Annotated in this window: 13 protein-coding genes; 7 read left to right on the plus strand and 6 right to left on the minus strand. The window is 60.2% G+C overall.

The features are described from left to right. Nucleotides 1-60: 60 nt before the first annotated feature. Both J2Y83_RS09555 and J2Y83_RS09560 read right to left on the minus strand, forming a co-directional pair. Nucleotides 61-1,008 carry a Dyp-type peroxidase gene (locus J2Y83_RS09555; RefSeq protein ID WP_253394711.1) on the minus strand — a complete coding sequence of 316 codons (948 nt, stop codon included), beginning with the start codon at nucleotides 1,006-1,008 and terminating at the stop codon, nucleotides 61-63. 266 nt (nucleotides 1,009-1,274) lie between these two features. Continuing rightward, nucleotides 1,275-2,363, minus strand: a complete 1,089-nt coding sequence (locus J2Y83_RS09560; RefSeq protein ID WP_253394713.1) for an LLM class flavin-dependent oxidoreductase — start codon at nucleotides 2,361-2,363, stop codon at nucleotides 1,275-1,277. A 362-nt stretch (nucleotides 2,364-2,725) separates the two neighbouring features. On the opposite strand from J2Y83_RS09560, the gene J2Y83_RS09565 reads away from it, so the two are divergent. From J2Y83_RS09565 to J2Y83_RS09595, 7 genes are all read left to right on the plus strand, one after another. After that, on the plus strand, nucleotides 2,726-3,598 hold the full coding sequence (locus J2Y83_RS09565; RefSeq protein ID WP_094989689.1) for an ABC transporter permease: 873 nt from the start codon (nucleotides 2,726-2,728) through the stop codon (nucleotides 3,596-3,598). A 1-nt stretch (nucleotide 3,599) separates the two neighbouring features. After that, a complete protein-coding gene (locus tag J2Y83_RS09570) occupies nucleotides 3,600-4,388 on the plus strand; it encodes an ABC transporter ATP-binding protein (protein ID WP_083333782.1) in 789 nt (262 codons plus the stop codon). 37 nt (nucleotides 4,389-4,425) lie between these two features. Further along, nucleotides 4,426-5,451 (plus strand): ABC transporter substrate-binding protein, encoded by a 1,026-nt coding sequence (locus J2Y83_RS09575; protein WP_169886298.1) that lies wholly within the window; start codon nucleotides 4,426-4,428, stop codon nucleotides 5,449-5,451. Nucleotides 5,452-5,498: 47 nt separating this feature from the next. Then, the gene (locus J2Y83_RS09580; protein ID WP_253394715.1) at nucleotides 5,499-6,320 is read left to right on the plus strand and encodes an energy transducer TonB; all 822 of its coding nucleotides are present in this window, start codon (nucleotides 5,499-5,501) and stop codon (nucleotides 6,318-6,320) included. A gap of 86 nt (nucleotides 6,321-6,406) precedes the next feature. Beyond that, entirely contained in the window at nucleotides 6,407-7,129 is a 723-nt protein-coding gene (locus J2Y83_RS09585; protein ID WP_083333779.1) for a MotA/TolQ/ExbB proton channel family protein, read from the plus strand. A gap of 1 nt (nucleotide 7,130) precedes the next feature. Beyond that, on the plus strand, nucleotides 7,131-7,532 hold the full coding sequence (locus tag J2Y83_RS09590) for an ExbD/TolR family protein (RefSeq protein ID WP_083333778.1): 402 nt from the start codon (nucleotides 7,131-7,133) through the stop codon (nucleotides 7,530-7,532). A 234-nt stretch (nucleotides 7,533-7,766) separates the two neighbouring features. Further along, complete coding sequence (locus J2Y83_RS09595; RefSeq protein ID WP_253394717.1) at nucleotides 7,767-8,132, plus strand: hypothetical protein; 366 nt, start codon at nucleotides 7,767-7,769, stop codon at nucleotides 8,130-8,132. Nucleotides 8,133-8,964: 832 nt separating this feature from the next. Here J2Y83_RS09595 and J2Y83_RS09600 read toward each other — a convergent pair. The 4 genes from J2Y83_RS09600 to J2Y83_RS09615 all read right to left on the minus strand — a co-directional run bounded on the left by J2Y83_RS09600 (nucleotide 8,965) and on the right by J2Y83_RS09615 (nucleotide 15,298). Then, complete coding sequence (locus J2Y83_RS09600) at nucleotides 8,965-11,133, minus strand: TonB-dependent siderophore receptor (RefSeq protein ID WP_095021391.1); 2,169 nt, start codon at nucleotides 11,131-11,133, stop codon at nucleotides 8,965-8,967. A 92-nt stretch (nucleotides 11,134-11,225) separates the two neighbouring features. Beyond that, on the minus strand, nucleotides 11,226-12,245 hold the full coding sequence (locus J2Y83_RS09605) for a GNAT family N-acetyltransferase (RefSeq protein WP_247406075.1): 1,020 nt from the start codon (nucleotides 12,243-12,245) through the stop codon (nucleotides 11,226-11,228). Between the two features lie 160 nt (nucleotides 12,246-12,405). Then, nucleotides 12,406-14,394, minus strand: a complete 1,989-nt coding sequence (gene fhuB / locus J2Y83_RS09610) for a Fe(3+)-hydroxamate ABC transporter permease FhuB (protein WP_253394718.1) — start codon at nucleotides 14,392-14,394, stop codon at nucleotides 12,406-12,408. Continuing rightward, a complete protein-coding gene (locus tag J2Y83_RS09615) occupies nucleotides 14,387-15,298 on the minus strand; it encodes an ABC transporter substrate-binding protein (protein WP_253394719.1) in 912 nt (303 codons plus the stop codon). Before J2Y83_RS09615 ends, fhuB begins: the two co-directional genes overlap by 8 nt. Between the last annotated feature and the right edge of the window lie 176 nt (nucleotides 15,299-15,474).

Here is a 15,474-nt window from a genome sequence, read left to right on the forward strand (position 1 = left end):
CGCCTGGTACTCCGCTTTCGCGAACAAGCCCGCTCCCACAGGTTGTGCATCCTTGACCGATTAAGGCGCACGATCCGCCAACTCTTCAAGCAAATCCGCCGAAGGCACGAAGAACAAGCCACCCGTGACCGCCGTGCTGAAATCCAGCAAGCGGTCATAGTTGCCCACGGGCCGGCCGACAAACATATTCTCGAGCATCAGCTCGATCGGCTCTGGCGACCGGGCATAGCCGATAAAGTAAGTACCAAACTCCCCCGCACCTGGCCGGCCGAACGGCATGTTGTCCCGGAGGATTTTCACCTCCTGGCCGTCCTTGGTGATGGTGGTCAAGGCGCTGTGGGAATTGGTCGGTTTGGCTGCATCATCAAGTTCAATATCGGACAGTTTGGTGCGGCCGATCACGCGTTCCTGAGCCTCGACGGACAGCCCGTTCCACGCGTCCATCTTGTGCAGGTATTTCTGCACCAACACATAGCTGCCGCCGGCAAACGCTGGATCTTCATCGCCAATGATCGTGAATTTGGCCATGTGTCGATCATCCGGATTCTCCGTGCCGTCGACAAAACCGATGATGCTGCGCATGTCGAAATAGCGGAAACCCTGGACCTCATCCACCACCGAAACCGCATCGCCCAGCGCTGAAAGCAGTTGCGTCGCCAACTCAAAACACAGGTCCATCTGGTCTGCACGTATGTGCAGCAGAACGTCTCCCGGCGTCGACACCGCGCGACGCCCCTCGTCACCGAATTCGCGAAAGGCGTGCAGCGAGGTCGGGCGCGGGCCGCCGAAGAGCGTGTCCCAGGCACTGGAACCAAAGCCGCAGACACAGGACAGGTAACCGGTAGGCACGCGTTTGCCGACGGAGCGGGTAAGGGCGGTGATGTCGGCGCACCAGCCTCGGACTTTCTCGGCGGCATCGCTGCCGGGCGCCAGTGTGGCGACGATGAAGATTGCGCTTCGGGTGATGGGGGCGCAGACGGCTTGAGGATCAGGCGTTGGGTTGGTCATGGGCGTGAAGGCTTCATCGATGCAAAGTGCAAAGACAGTAGCAAAGAAAAGTGGCGAAAGGATTTCTTGTTGCGAGGGGGCTTGCCCCCGATCGGCTGCGAAGCAGTCGACAATCCAGACCACTCGATCTGAATGAAAGGGCGCAGGGGTCGCTATGCGACCCGACGGGGGGCAAGCCCCCTCGCCACAGGTTTAATGCCAGGCATTAATAATTGGAGCTTACCGCAAGGTAAGCTCCTTTTTATTACGTGCGGAATCGCTACTGATCAAGCCACTTTTTCTGCCGCTTGCCGTTCACGCTCGGCCACCAATTGGCGGGTCAGCGGGATCAGGCGCTTGCCATAATCGATGGCATCGTTGAGTGGGTCAAAGCCGCGGATCAGGAACGTGGTGATGCCCAGGTCGTAGTAGTCGAGCAGGGCTTCGGCGACTTGTTCCGGGGTGCCGACCAGAGAGGTCGAATTGCCTTGTGCGCCGAGCAGGCCGGCGATCCCGGTCCACAGGCGCTTATCCAGACGCGAGCCCTGGGCTGCGGCCGCCAGCAAGCGCCGGGAGCCTTCGTTCGGTGGTTCGTGCCGAACAAAGCCGTTCTGTTCGGCCAATGCTGTGGCTTGTTGCAGGATGCGCTCGGCACGTTCCCAGGCTTGCGCTTCGGTGTCGGCCAGAATCGGTCGCAACGACAGGCTGAAACGAATGCTGCGCCCATGTTTGGCCGCCTCGGCGCGCACCTGATTCACCACTTCGCGCACCTGTTCGTATGTTTCGCCCCACAGCGCGTAAACGTCCGCATGCTTACCCGCCACCGCGATGGCCGCCGCCGATGAGCCACCAAAATACAGCGGTATGTGTGGCTGTTGTGGCGACTTCACTTGCGAGTGCGCACCCTCGACCTGGTAGTACTTGCCCTGATAGTCGAAGGGTTTTTCGCGGGTCCATTCCTGACGTAGCACGTCGAGGTATTCATCGGTGCGGGCGTAGCGCTCGTCTTTGCCGATGTAGCTTCCATCGGCGCGTAATTCACGATCATCGCCGCCGGTGATGATATGCACGGCAGTGCGCCCACCATTGAACACGTCGAGGGTGGTGAACTGTCGTGCGGCCAGGGTCGGGGCGGCGAATCCCGGTCGATGGGCAATCAGGAACTTCAGCTTTTTCGTCACGCTGGCGGCATGGGAGGCAATCAGCGTGCTGTCCGGACTGTTGGAGTGGAACGCCACCAGGGCGCGGTCGAAACCGGCTTCCTCATGGGCGCGGGCGACGGTCTCCACATATTCGGGCTGCAACACCGGGCCGCTGCGCGGCTGGGTTTCCGAGGATTGGTGGCCACCGATGTAACCGATAAATTCGATGCTCATGCTGGGTTCCTTGTCTTTGGATAGGCGTGATTCAAGCCTCCACCGGGCAGGGGGTCGGTCTGTGACGTCGAAAGTAGGCGCAGGGGGGCAGGGCTGTGAAATGCCGTTTTGTTCTAAGTTAATTATTAATTAAATGAATCATAAAAAATAATAGATATCAGGAATGCGCATTTTAATCGGCGTCAGGAATGCATCCGCCACAGGACGTGGGTTGCAGCGTTTAATTATGCAAATAATTTATCTGGATTATTTTATATCTGATTTTTAATCATATTAGGTTATTCCTAAAAAGAATTTCACTGGCGTTTTTTATGCGAATAGCATGAATCCGAAGCCATATTCTTGATGAGGAAGGAAGCCTGATGACCGAAAAGACCTTCGATACGCAGAGCACTAGTAGCTCGTTTTCCGTCAGCAAGGCTGTTGAAAGCCAGGGTGCGTCGAAGCTGATCCCCGACTGGCTACACAACTGGCGAACCCCCGAAGTCTTTCTGCGCCTGCTCAGCCCGATTGCGTTGCTGCTCTTGTGGGAACTGGCGTCGCAGCTCGGCCTGATCCCACAACGGATCATCGCCGCACCCTCGCAAATCGGTGGCACCCTTTGGGCGATGATTGTGTCCGGGGAGCTGGGCAAGCATTTGCTGGTGTCGCTGCAGCGCGCGCTGCTGGGCTTGAGTATCGGCGTCAGCGTCGGTGTCGTCGCGGCACTGATCACCGGCCTGTCCAAGCGCGGTGAGGTAATCCTCGATTCGCCGATGCAGATGCTGCGCACCATTCCTTCCCTGGCACTGGTGCCGTTGTTCATTCTCTGGTTTGGCATCGGCGAGTTCACCAAGATCGCGCTGATCGTCACCGGTACGACCTTCCCGGTGTACCTGAACCTGTTCGCCGGGATTCGCAACATCGACCCCAAATTGATCGAGGCCGCCAACACCCTGGGCCTGAATCGTCGCGAGTTGATCTGGCATGTGATCCTGCCGGGCTCCTTGCCCTCATTCTTTGTTGGTTTGCGTTACTCGCTTGGAATTTCCTGGCTGGCCCTGGTGTTCGTCGAACAAATCAACACTACCGCCGGCATCGGTTTTCTGGCCAGTGATGCGCGGGACTTCATGCGCACCGACGTGATCGTCATTTGCCTGCTGATTTACAGCGTGCTCGGTTTGCTGATCGACGGACTGATCCGCACGCTGGAGCGTTTTGCCCTGGCCTGGCGCCCATCTTTTGTGAGGAACTGACATGTCGACTATCGCGGCAAAAAACCTGCAGTCAGAAGCACCGGTGCAACTGCGTAATGTGGTGCGCCAATTTGGCCAGCAGCGGGTCATCGATGGCCTGGACCTGGACATCGCACCGGGCGAATTCGTCGCGCTGCTCGGGGCCAGCGGTTCGGGCAAGACCACCTTGCTGCGCAGCCTGGCTGGCCTGGACAGTATCGACAGCGGTCATCTGCTGGTGCCCAAGGCACGGGCCGCGGTATTTCAGGAGCCCCGATTGATGCCGTGGAAGCGCGCCTGGAAGAATGTGATTCTCGGTCTGCACACCCCGGACGCCAAGGCTCGTGCGGTGCAGGCGCTGACGGAAGTGGGACTGGCCCATAGGCTTGAAGCTTACCCGGCGACGCTTTCCGGCGGTGAAGCGCAACGCGTGGCACTGGCCCGTGGGCTGGTGCGCGAACCCAAGCTGCTGCTACTCGACGAACCGTTCGCTGCGCTTGATGCACTGACGCGGATTCGCATGCATCGGCTGATCATCGAGTTGTGGCGCAAACACAACCCGGCGGTGCTGTTGGTCACCCATGACGTGGACGAAGCCATCCTGCTGGCCGACCGGGTGATCGTGCTGGCCAACGGCAAGATCGCCGAACAATTGTCGATCGATCTGCCGCGAGCTCGAGACACCGGTCAGGAGGGTTTTCAGGAAATCCGCGCGCGCTTGCTGAGTTTGTTGGGGGTTGAAGTGGAAACCGTTGCCGTGGCTGAACGTCAGCTCACGAACAGCACTGTCCGGCGTTTTGCCCATGGCTGATGCAGCTTCCAATTCATTGACACGGGAATGTTCTGTTATGCCGATCCTCGTTCGGAAATCTGCGTTGGTGTTGTTGTCCAGCGTCGCGTTGTTGCTCGGCGGTTGCGGTGACACGGTTGCGCCTCAATCTTCATCCGCTGCCAAGTCAGACTTGTCCGGCGTGAAGCTGATTCTGGGCGATCAAGCCAAGGGCTTGCGCACCGTGGTCGAGGCGGCGAATGCGTTGGAGGGTATCGACTACAAAGTTGAATGGGCGAACTTCCAGGGTGCTGCTCCCTTGTTCGAAGCTTTGCGCGCCGGTGCCGTCGATCTGGGGCCGGCTGGTGACACCCCGGTGCTTGCCGCCGCGACCGGGGGCACGCCATTGCGCATCGTAGCGGTACGGCGTAGTCAATCAAGGGGCATTGCGATCCTGGTTCCAGCCGATTCGGATATCCGCACCGTTGCCGATTTGAAAGGCCGAAATGTCGTGGTGTCTTCGGCCCGCGGCAGTATTTCCCAATACCTGTTGATTCGCGCGCTGGCCAACGCAGGTGTTGATGAACAGGACGTCAAGGTCGGGTTCGTCCTGCCGACCGACGCTTTATCCGCATTCAACGCCGGCAAGATCGAAGCCTGGGCCACCTTCGGTATCTATCAGGCATTTGCCGAGCAGCAGGGCGCGCGGGTGCTGATCAGCGGCGAGGGGATCAACACCGGGCTGACCTTCATCACGGCTTCCGATGAAGTGCTCACCGACCCGCTCAAGCGCAAGGCGCTGAGCGACGTGTTGCAGCGTTTCGCCAAGGCCTTCGAGTGGGCCCGACAGAACCCGGACGAGTACGCTCGGGTCTTCGCCAAGGTCAACGATATCCCGCTTGAAGTCTCTCAACGGCTGCGCAGTTGGGGCGACGAGTCGCTGTTGCCGGTGGAGCCGAGGGATGTGCAGGCGTTGCAGCAAGTCGACGATTTGTTCGTGGAAAAGAAGATCTTTCCGCATCGCGTCGAGGTGGAAAAGTTGACGGACACTGAGGTGTTCTCCCTGACGCCTTTGACGGTGACTCAATCGGTGCCAGCGCGGTAATCCGGTGCCGGCGCATGTTCTATCCAAAGGCTAACAGGAGTAAATAAATGGGCAATGTCCAGAGCGCCACCAATGCCTTCGAGGTGTTCCGACACCCGGCATCCCGCGGCGAACTGCTCGACCTTGGCCGGGTCCTCCGGGAACCCCTGGCGCTGTCGCGGCTGCACAGCACGCCCAAGCGGGTGTTGAGTCGCCGTGAAGGAGTCTTGCTCGGGGTGTTTGCCTTGGTGTTGCACGGCGCGGTGATTGTCTGGGTCAACCAGAACCCACCGCCGGCACTGCCCGTGGTGCCGCCGGAGATCCCGCCGATGACCATTGAGTTCTCGCAGCCAGCGCCACCGGTGGTGGAGCCACCACCGCCCGAGCCGATTCCGCAGCCAGTGGTCGAACCGCCACCGCCGGTTGAAGATGAGCTGGCCGTGAAGCCGCCACCTCCGAAACCGATTCCAAAGCCCAAGCCTGTGGTTAAACCGATTCCCAAACCCGTGGCCAAACCTGTGGAGCAGCCACCCGCACCGCCAGCACCGCCAGCACCGCCGCAACCGGTCGCCACCCCAGCGCCACCCGCACCGCCAGCGCCGAAACCGGTGACCCCGGCGTCGGCCAGCGCCGGTTACTTAAAGAACCCGGCACCGGAATACCCGTCGCTGGCGATGCGTCGCGGCTGGGAAGGTACAGTGATGTTGCGGGTGCATGTATTGGCCAGCGGCAAGCCCGGTGAGATCCAGATCCAAAAAAGCAGCGGCCGCGATCAACTCGACGACGCCGCACTGGCAGCCGTCAAACGCTGGAGTTTCGTGCCAGCCAAGCAGGGCGATGTCGCCCAGGACGGCTGGGTCAGTGTGCCCATCGACTTCAAAATAAAGTAATTCAATCCTATAGACAGACACCGCGGGCCACCTGACAAAAGGCGCATCGCTACAACCGATTTAATGCCTAGTTGGAGAGCCTGACCATGAACCTGATCGCATCCCCCTTCGAATCCATCGAACACACCGTCATCTGGCTATTAATCCTCTTCTCCGTTGCGACCTGGGGCCTGGCCTTGTTAAAGGGCGTGCAGTTCACCCGACTCAAGACGCAGGATCGAAAATTCCATAAGCAATTCTGGGCCGCTTCAAGCCTTGACTCTGCCGCCGATTTCGCCAACAGCCTGCCTGGCGCTGCGGCCCGTGTGGCGCTGGCAGGTTATGCGGCCATTCAGGTTAGCGACCACCAGAACGCCGACCTCAGCCAGTCGATCAATCACCAGGACCGTCTCGAACGTGCCTTGCGTCAGCAGATCGTGCGTGAACGACGCTCGCTGGAAACGGGCCTGGCGATCCTCGCCAGCATTGGCAGCACCTCGCCCTTTATCGGTCTTTTCGGGACTGTTTGGGGCATCATGTCGGCCTTGAAAGGCATCAGTGCGGCGGGCTCGGCGAGCCTGGAAACCGTGGCCGGACCGATTGGTGCCGCACTCGTCGCCACCGGTGTGGGGATCGCTGTCGCGGTGCCGGCGGTGCTGGTTTACAACTACTTCCTGCGTCGTCTGAAACTGACCTCCGCGGACCTGGATGACTTCGCCCACGACTTCTATAGCCTGGCGCAGAAACATTCATTCCGCGTGCTGCTGCACCCGGTGCTGAGCAAGTCCGGCGCCACCGTCGCCGGGCAGAAAGTCAAGGAGGCCTCCTGAGATGGCCTTCTCCACACAAGACAGCGATGAAGTGCTGAGCGAAATCAACGTCACGCCTTTGGTGGACGTCATGTTGGTATTGCTGGTGGTGTTCATCGTCACCGCGCCGCTACTGACTAACGCGATCCCGATCAACCTGCCGAAGACCGAAGCGGTGGCGCCGGTGGAACAGAACGATCCGCTGGTGGTGAGCATCGACGACAAGGGCAAGGTGTTCATCAACAAGGACGAAATCCAGCCGAATCTGCTCGAGTTCAACCTGCAAGCCGCCAAAGCGAAAAACCCTGACGTGCGCGTGCAATTGCAAGCCGACAACGGGGTGAATTATGGCGAAGTGGCGCGGGCGATGGCCTCGATCGAGCGGGCGGGGATTACCAAGTTGTCGGTGATTACGGCGAAATAGGATTCGGGTTTATAGCATTAGAGGTGGGGCGGTGAATTATGGGGGAGGCCGCGTTTGGCGAGCGATCTCTGCTAGCTGTTTGTAAGCGGGCGGTGAATCCATCTTGCTTTTTATCGTCGTGAGTTCGAAGCTCCAGAGACAGCCAAAGCAGTGCCTGCATCAGATCAGTCGCGACAAAATGGCTTAAGATAATCAGGCTGGAATGGAACATATCGACTAAAGGACTCGTCATTTATGGAAACTCCCTTTTCACAAATCAGCGATCGTCTGAACAATCACCGATTTACGGTAGCGGACAACGCCCACGGACTATCCGGTGCAGGTACAGTATTTCACTACCATGTCGAGGAAAATGCCATTTCGGGCACTTACCAAGGCGGCCGAATTCGCATGGGTAATCAAGTCGGGCGCGCGACAGGCCCCGATACCATTGAGCTTCTTTTTCAGTGCTTGACTACGGATGGCGAGATTCTTGCCGGCTGGTCGCGTGGCACGGTAGGCGTTGATCACGCAGGGCGCACCACGCTGACCTTCGTATGGGGGTGGTTGTCGGGTGCGACTGGAGGAGGGGAGTCTAGCTACGTCGAGCTTGCCGCATAGCGGCTAAGGATTATTAGATTACAGATCGAAGAACTTGCGCTTAGCACATGCAGCCAATCTCGATGACGCCGAGTGCAAGGCTGGCTTTGTAGCCGCCAAAATCGTCATTTGGCTATAGGTAGAATCCAATAGCGTGGCGTGGATTCACTCCTTTTTTGCTCTTGATACACCCTGAAAACAAGTCCAGAATCAAGTCCATTCCTACTTCAGGAATAAACGAAACCCCTTATATTTCAATGGGTCGGACACCAGGTACGAGTCTCGTTTCCCGCTCCAAACATAGCGCTGCAGAGTTCCACTGAATTCTGTAAGCGATTGAAATAAGGACCTTCGGGTCCTTTTTTCGTTCCGGCGGGAACCACTGAAATCCAGCACTATCCGGTGCGTTTGAGTCCAGGATTCTGACGCGTGCGGAATCGGTTTGTTGCTGGAGCAGTTTGCGTAGCGAGATGAGCATCTGGCCCTGACTCTGTTCAGGCGCTCGCGATGGTATTCTCAGAAATGTCTATTCGGCACGCCCGAATCACGGGTATTGACTACGCAGTTTGCGCTGATTGAAAACTGCCCCACCCGCGTTGCGGATGAATCTGGTGTTTGCGCTCGAAGCATTCGGCCACGGCGGGTTGACGCCGCTTCCTCACTGACCGTGTTTGTTGCCGGCACAGCGTTTAGACCATTGGCCTGGGTCGAGTAAGTTCTGTTGAGCAGACATAAAAAATCCGATGCCAGAGGTCTGGCATCGGATGTTCAGATAAGCCCGGCTTGGACTCAAATGCTCAAGTGAATGGCATTCCCCATCAAAGAGCGTTCTCGTTGGGTTGCGATCAGCCTGTTACCAGCGATAGTTGACCGATCCGATCAGCGTGCGCTCGTCGCCGTAGCGGCACGAGGCGTTGCAGAACAGGTACTTTTCATTGGTCAGGTTTTGCGCCTTCATGGCCACAGTCCAGTTCTTGTCGACTTCGTAGCTGACTTTGGCGTCGAACAGGGTGTAGGCATCAACCTTCTCGTCGTTGTCCGAGCTGGAAGTACGGCTGGTGCCCATGTAGCGGGCGCCACCGCCGATCACGACCTTGGACAGGCCCAGAGCGCTCAAGCGATAGTCGGCCCACAGGTTGGCCATGTGGTAAGGCACGCCGTCGATGCGTGTCCCCACCCGGCTGGCGACGGAGTCATCGGTGATCTTCGAGTCGGTGTAGGTATACGATGCGGTGGTGCTGAGGTTAGGGGTAATCTCCGCCTTTGCCTCCAGCTCGAGACCGCGTGAACGGGTTTCACCAAACTGCACGGTGTTGCCGGAGAGGTCGGTGCTCAGCGAGTTTTTCTGCTTGAGGTCATACACTGCGGCGCTCAACAGTGCATTGGTCCCTGGCGGGGTATAGCGCACGCCCACTTCGTACTGTTCGCCCTCGGTCGGCTTGAACGAGGTGTCGGCGTTGGCGTTGAATACGTTGGCCGGCAGGAACGATTGACTCCAGCTGACGTATGGGGCCAGGCCATTGTCCGCTTCATACACCAGGCCTACGCGGCCAGTGGCTTTCTTGTCGGTGCGTGGAGTGCGTGCGCCGGTGGCATTGGCGTAGGTGCGGCTTTCCGCCCAATCCTGGCGACCGCCCAAGAGCAGGGTCCACTTGTCGAATTTGATCTGGTCCTGCAGGTAAACGCCTGACTGGGCGCTATGCAGGTCCGAGCCGCTGTCGGCGGAAGTGATGCGCGTCGATGCGCCGTACACCGGGTTGGCCGGGTTGAAGATGGAGTTGGCGCTGGAGAAGCGATGCGAATCGTAGGTCTTGTGGTAGTAGTCCACGCCAGCCAGCAGAGTGTGCTGCCACCCGCCGCTGTTGAGCGTCCATTCCACGTTGTTGTCACTGGTCCAGCCTTCGGAGCGCTCGCGGCGGATACTCGCCCGGCGTGCCAGCAGGCCCTGGTTGCGCAAGGCGGTGCTGCCGGTATCGGCGACTTGCATGTAGTCCCAGCTCAGGTCGGCATCGAAGTGGCGCAGAGCGTGACGGACTTTCAGGTCAGGCGTGAAGTTATGTTCAAACAGGTAGCCGACCGTGGTCGTGTAGTTGTTGTAATGATCAAAACCGCGCTCGCCAGTGTACAAATCGCGGTCGACCTTGGGGTAATTGGCGCTTGACGAGGTCGTCAGGTCAAAGTCCAGCGGTGGTGCAAAACCGGTACGCGTTTCTTGATAGCTGGCCAGCACGGTCAGCGAGGTGTCCTCGTTTGGGCGCCAGGTGAAGGCCGGTGCGATGTAGCGGCGGTCGTCGTCGGCGTCGGTGGTCTGGGTGTCGCTGTCGCGCCACAGGCCTGTGAGGCGATAAGAGAACTTCCCCTCGTCGTCGATTGGGCCGCCCAGGTCGAAGCTGTACTGCTTGCGCGCATGGCTGCCATATTCAACGTTGATTTCATGCAAGGGCGTGTCGGTCGGACGCTTGGTGATGGTGTTGATCAGGCCGCCCGGCGACAGTTGGCCGTACAGCACCGAAGAGGCGCCCTTGACGACTTCCACGCGCTCCAGGCCGTAGGGTTCGATGCCCCCGTCATACACGCTGCCTTGCAGTTTCATGCCATCGCGCAGGATACCGCCGGTGCCCGAACCCACGTTGAAACCACGGATCACGAAGTCATCAGCTACGCGACTGAAACCGCCCGGCTGTGCAATCACGCCCGGCGTGTAGCTCAGGGCTTCAGCCAGGGTGTCGGTCTTGCGGTTGTCCATTTCATCGCGAGTGATGACCGAAATCGACTGCGGAATCTCCTTGATCGCCGAGTTGGTTTTGCTCGCGCTGGTGCTACGCGTCGCTACTGGGCCGGTGACCTGGCCGGTCGGGTTCTCGATCGCCTTCGCATTAATGTTGGTTTCCTGCAGCACCAGCGTGCCGCCTGGCGCCGCAGTATCGCTGCTGTCGGCGGCGTGGGCTGCGGTCAGTGACAGGCTGCTGAGAAACAAGGCTAGCGCCAACGGATGATAGTCGAAGACGTTTTTTGCGTGCATGGAGGCTCCTGAATGTGGTGTTTTTAGTGGGTAAGCATCAGGCCGCTCGTTACTCGATCCCCATCAGGCAGCGGGCGGCCAACGGTGAGCGGTCAGGGGTAGTAATCGTCGAAGAACGTCTCGCGTTCCAAGCGCAGCAGGGCGGCTTTCTTGTGCGGCAGGGTGATGGTCTTGAGCCGGCCGTAGCCTTGAGATTCGAGGAAACCGATCTGCCGGGAGTGGTCGATCCGCGGCTCGCCGAGGATGCGCTGGGTGCGTGGTTCGTCGATGAACATGTAGTGCATGAGTGAGCGGAACCAGCCCTTGAGCTTGCCGGCGCTTTGGTGCTTGCTCTCGCCAACCACTACGTGCCAGCCACGGTCGTGGTCTTGCACATCGTAATAGGGTGCGATGCGATCTTCCTTGCACCAGTAGATCTCGAAATAGGCGAAGGGCTCGTCGTTGTAGCTGCCGATCAACGGCAAGACACGCGGGTCGTCAAGCATCTGCTGCAGGTACTCAGCATGCTCGTCCAGGCTGCCGGTTTGCTCCCAGAAGAACGCGACTTGCTCCAGGTTCATCCAGCGGTTGAAACGCTCCAGGTCGAGTCCGATGTCTACGGTGCGCAGGCTGAAGGTGGTGTTCAGGCCGGGCAGTTCGCGGCGATAGACCTCGCCGTGTGGGATCGGAGGGCGCTGCGGGTGACGTTTGTCGCCGCTGAAGGTGTAGCGCACCGGCATACCTGCGGCAGAACTGGTGGTAAGCCAGGGCAGGGGGTGTTGCCAGAAACTGCTGCGCGCGCATGCCAGGCGGGCCGTATGGCCGTCATGGCCAAGCAGGGTGTCGAATACGCCTTGGCGTATGGCATCGCGTGCGCGCTCGAGGGCGAGCGGGGCGCTGATTTCCAGCATCGGGACGCGGGACGAATTGCAGAAGACTTGGCCGAGCAGCGCCAGCAGGCCACTGATGGGGAACGCTTCGGGCATGTTTTCCAGTAGCACGTACCCGTCTTGCCGACGGAAATGCACCGGGTCGATGCCCGCGATGGCCAGGCTGCCGTTGCCATCGTCCGACACTTGGGCGATCACGCTGCGGCCGTCAGCCAGATGTAGGGTGAAGTTCGGCGTGGTCATGATGATTCTCCATTAGTGGTTTCTCACGTATGCCGACCCGCAGGAACCTGCTGGGTCTTGACCTGCTGAGTTCGTCCAGGCCATAGCTTATGTAAGTTTTTAACGAATGGGAATCTTAACTATTTAGATTTTTATTAAATTAGCCTGCATTCAAGCTCTGTCAGCGTTTACGTGCCAGCAACCACATGAAATACGGACCGCCGATGAAGGTCGCGAACATCCCGGCCGGGATTTGCCACGGGAACACCAGGTTGCGCCCCAACCAGTCGGCCAGCACCAGGAGCGTGCCGCCCAGCAGTGCCGAGAGCAGCAATTGCGCGATAGGCCGTTGCGCGCCGAGCAGGCGCGCCATGTGCGGTGCGATCAGGCCGATGAAGCTCAGCGGGCCTACCACCAGGGTGGCGGCGGCTGTCATTACTGCGGTGAGTAACAGCAAGACCAGGCGGCTGCCGGACAGGGAAATACCCAGCGCTCGAGTGCGCTCGGCGCCCAGTGGCATGATCGAAAGCCAACGGTTGCACAGGGGGGTTACCAGCAGGAACAGCACCGCCAGGGCACTGATGACTACCGCCTGGCTGGCGTCGATACGATAGGTCGAGCCGGTCATCCAACTGAGCATGAGTAACACTCGGGAATCGCCGCTGACCATGAACAGTGCGGCGAAAGCATTGAGCAAAGTGCTCAGTGCGACACCGGTAAGTAGCATGCGGTCCGGCGCGAAGGCGCTGCGCCAGCTCAGAGTGACAATGGCCAGCAGGGCAAGCAGGGCGCCGAACGTGGCCGCCAGCAGCAGTATTAATGGGTTGAAACCGGGGACTACCAGCAAGGCAAGAATACCGCCCAGCGCGGCACCGGAACTGACACCGAGCATTTCCGGGCTGGCCATGGGGTTGCCTGTCATGCGTTGCATCAGAGTGCCGGCGAGAGCCAGCAGGATGCCCGCGGCGAACGCGGCGGCCACCCGTGGCGCACGCCATGGCAGCAAGGCGTCGAACTCCGCGCCGCCGCTGAAATACCAGCCATCCGGGCCGCGTCCCCAGGTCAGCGCCAGACACGCGGACGCTGCCAGCACCGCGAGCAGTATCCACGCCGTGCGTTTAAGCGAGGTAACGTGAGCAGCGGCGCGTTGGGTTGGTGGAGCGACGCGGGTTTCATGCAGGCGGGTCAGCAGCACCAGTAGCAGCGGTGCGCCGAGGAATGCAGTGAAGATGCCGGTGGGCATTTCTCCGCCCAGCAGTGCTGCTGACGCCTGCACCACTTGATCGGCGAGCAGCAGCAGCAAGGCCCCGAACAGGGGGGCCCAGACCAGCCGCTGGCGCAAGGTGCGGGCGCCGGCCAAGCGGGTCAGGGCAGGGGCGGCCAGACCGACGAAGCCGATCACTCCGACGCTGGCGATGGCGCTGGCGCTCAAGCCCACCGCTACCGCCAGGGCCAACAGGCGCAGGCGGTTGGGCGACAAACCGAGGCTGCCCGCCGCCGCATCGTTGAGGCCGAGCAACGCCAGCGGGCGGGCGAGCAGGGCGGCGAGCAAGGCTGCCACCGCCAGGCGCGGTGCCAGGTGATACACATCCTGCCAACTGTTCTGGTTCAGCGAACCCGATTGCCAGATGAACAGATTGCTCAAGACCTCGTGGTTGGCCAGCACCAGCAAGGTGCTCAGGGTCCCGCAATACAGGTTGATGATCAGCCCGGAAAGAATCAGCGCCACCGGCGACAAGCGCCGGCTCCAGGCCAGGCCCAGCACTGCCAGCATGCCCAGGCCGGCACCGGCCAGCGCTACGCCTTCCTGCCCGCCGTCGAGCAGGCTTGGCGCATAGATCGCGCAGGCGGCCAGCGCCAGGTGGGCGCCGGAAGCGACGCCGAGGGTGGTCGGCTCGGCGATGGGGTTGCGCAGTACTTGCTGGAACATCACCCCGGCCAAGGCCAGGGCCGCGCCCACCAGCAGGCTCATGACCAGGCGCGGCAGATAGCTGTAGCGCAACAGCAACGTGGGCAGATCGCTGGGTGACACTGGGCCGATGGCATTTTCCCAAGAGGCATCGGCCAGCAGCGAATTGCCTTGGTGGGCGCTCAGGGCCAGGGCGATGAATAACAGGCCGAGGGCCAGCCATACCGGTTGGCGGCGCAGGCGTGAGGTGCTGTCAGGCATGGTTGGCTTCCATGGTGAGCAGTTGCTCGGTGATCGACAGGGCCAGGTGTTGTGCGGTCAGCAAACCGCCACTTGGGTAGAAGCGGGGCAGCACCTGGATGCGGCCCTCGCGGATCATCGGCAAGGCGCGCCAGATTGGGCTGTTGCTCAGCCGGCGTTGCGCCGCCACGGCTTCGCGGGGGTTGGTGTAATACAGCAATGAGGCCTCCGGATGTTCCAGTAGCGTCTCGATGCCCACCGCGGGGCTGCCGCCCCATGCGTTGGTGCGCCCCTGGTAGGCGTTGCGCAAACCCAACCTTTCGAGGACGGCCTGGTACATGCCCTTGGCGCCGAACAGCAGTAGGTGGCGGCCGTCTGGATTGAGGCGTGCGATATACACCGGACGGTCGCTGATCGACGTGAGCTTGGCGCGTAAGTCGTCGAGCAGGCGGTCAGTCTGTTCCAGCAAGGCGCGCGCTTCGTCGCGTCGATCCACCAGGGCGCCGAGGTCCAGCATCACCTGGCCGGCGTTGCGATAGGGCTGGGCGTTCGAGGTGTAGATATCGAAGGTGCGCAACGGCGCGATGCGGCGCAGCAAGGTACCTTCCAACTGCCAGGAAGTGCCGATGATCAAGCCAGGCTTCAGGCGTTGCAGGTACTCCAGGTTTGGCTCGATGCTCGGGCCCAGGTCCAGGACGTCGTCGGGCATTTCCGGATAGGCGACGAACTCGCGATAATAACCGGCGTTGACCACTGCCATGGGGGCTACGCCCAGGCCTAGCAGGCTTTCGGTGAGGGCGGGCTCGAAACTGACGATATCGACTTTCGGCAATCTAGGGCCAGCGGCGCGGACCAGGGTCGAGGCGCACAGCGCGACCGGCAACAACGCGAGGCCGGTCAGGGCTCGACGACGGGTAATGAGCATTGCAACAGACTCCGAAGCAGGCAGGTCGCCTCTTGACGAGAATACGAGTCTATAGCAACAGCATATAATTCCCAATACCTGTAATAATGCCGCCGGCGCAGCCTAAAGAATCTCCCGCAGGCTTCGTTTACTCCAGTGACCCCACTCTATCGACGGCGACGGCGTGACGGCCTGCG

This window comes from Pseudomonas marginalis (genome assembly GCF_024169655.1).
In the GTDB taxonomy this organism is placed as follows: domain Bacteria; phylum Pseudomonadota; class Gammaproteobacteria; order Pseudomonadales; family Pseudomonadaceae; genus Aquipseudomonas; species Aquipseudomonas paraveronii.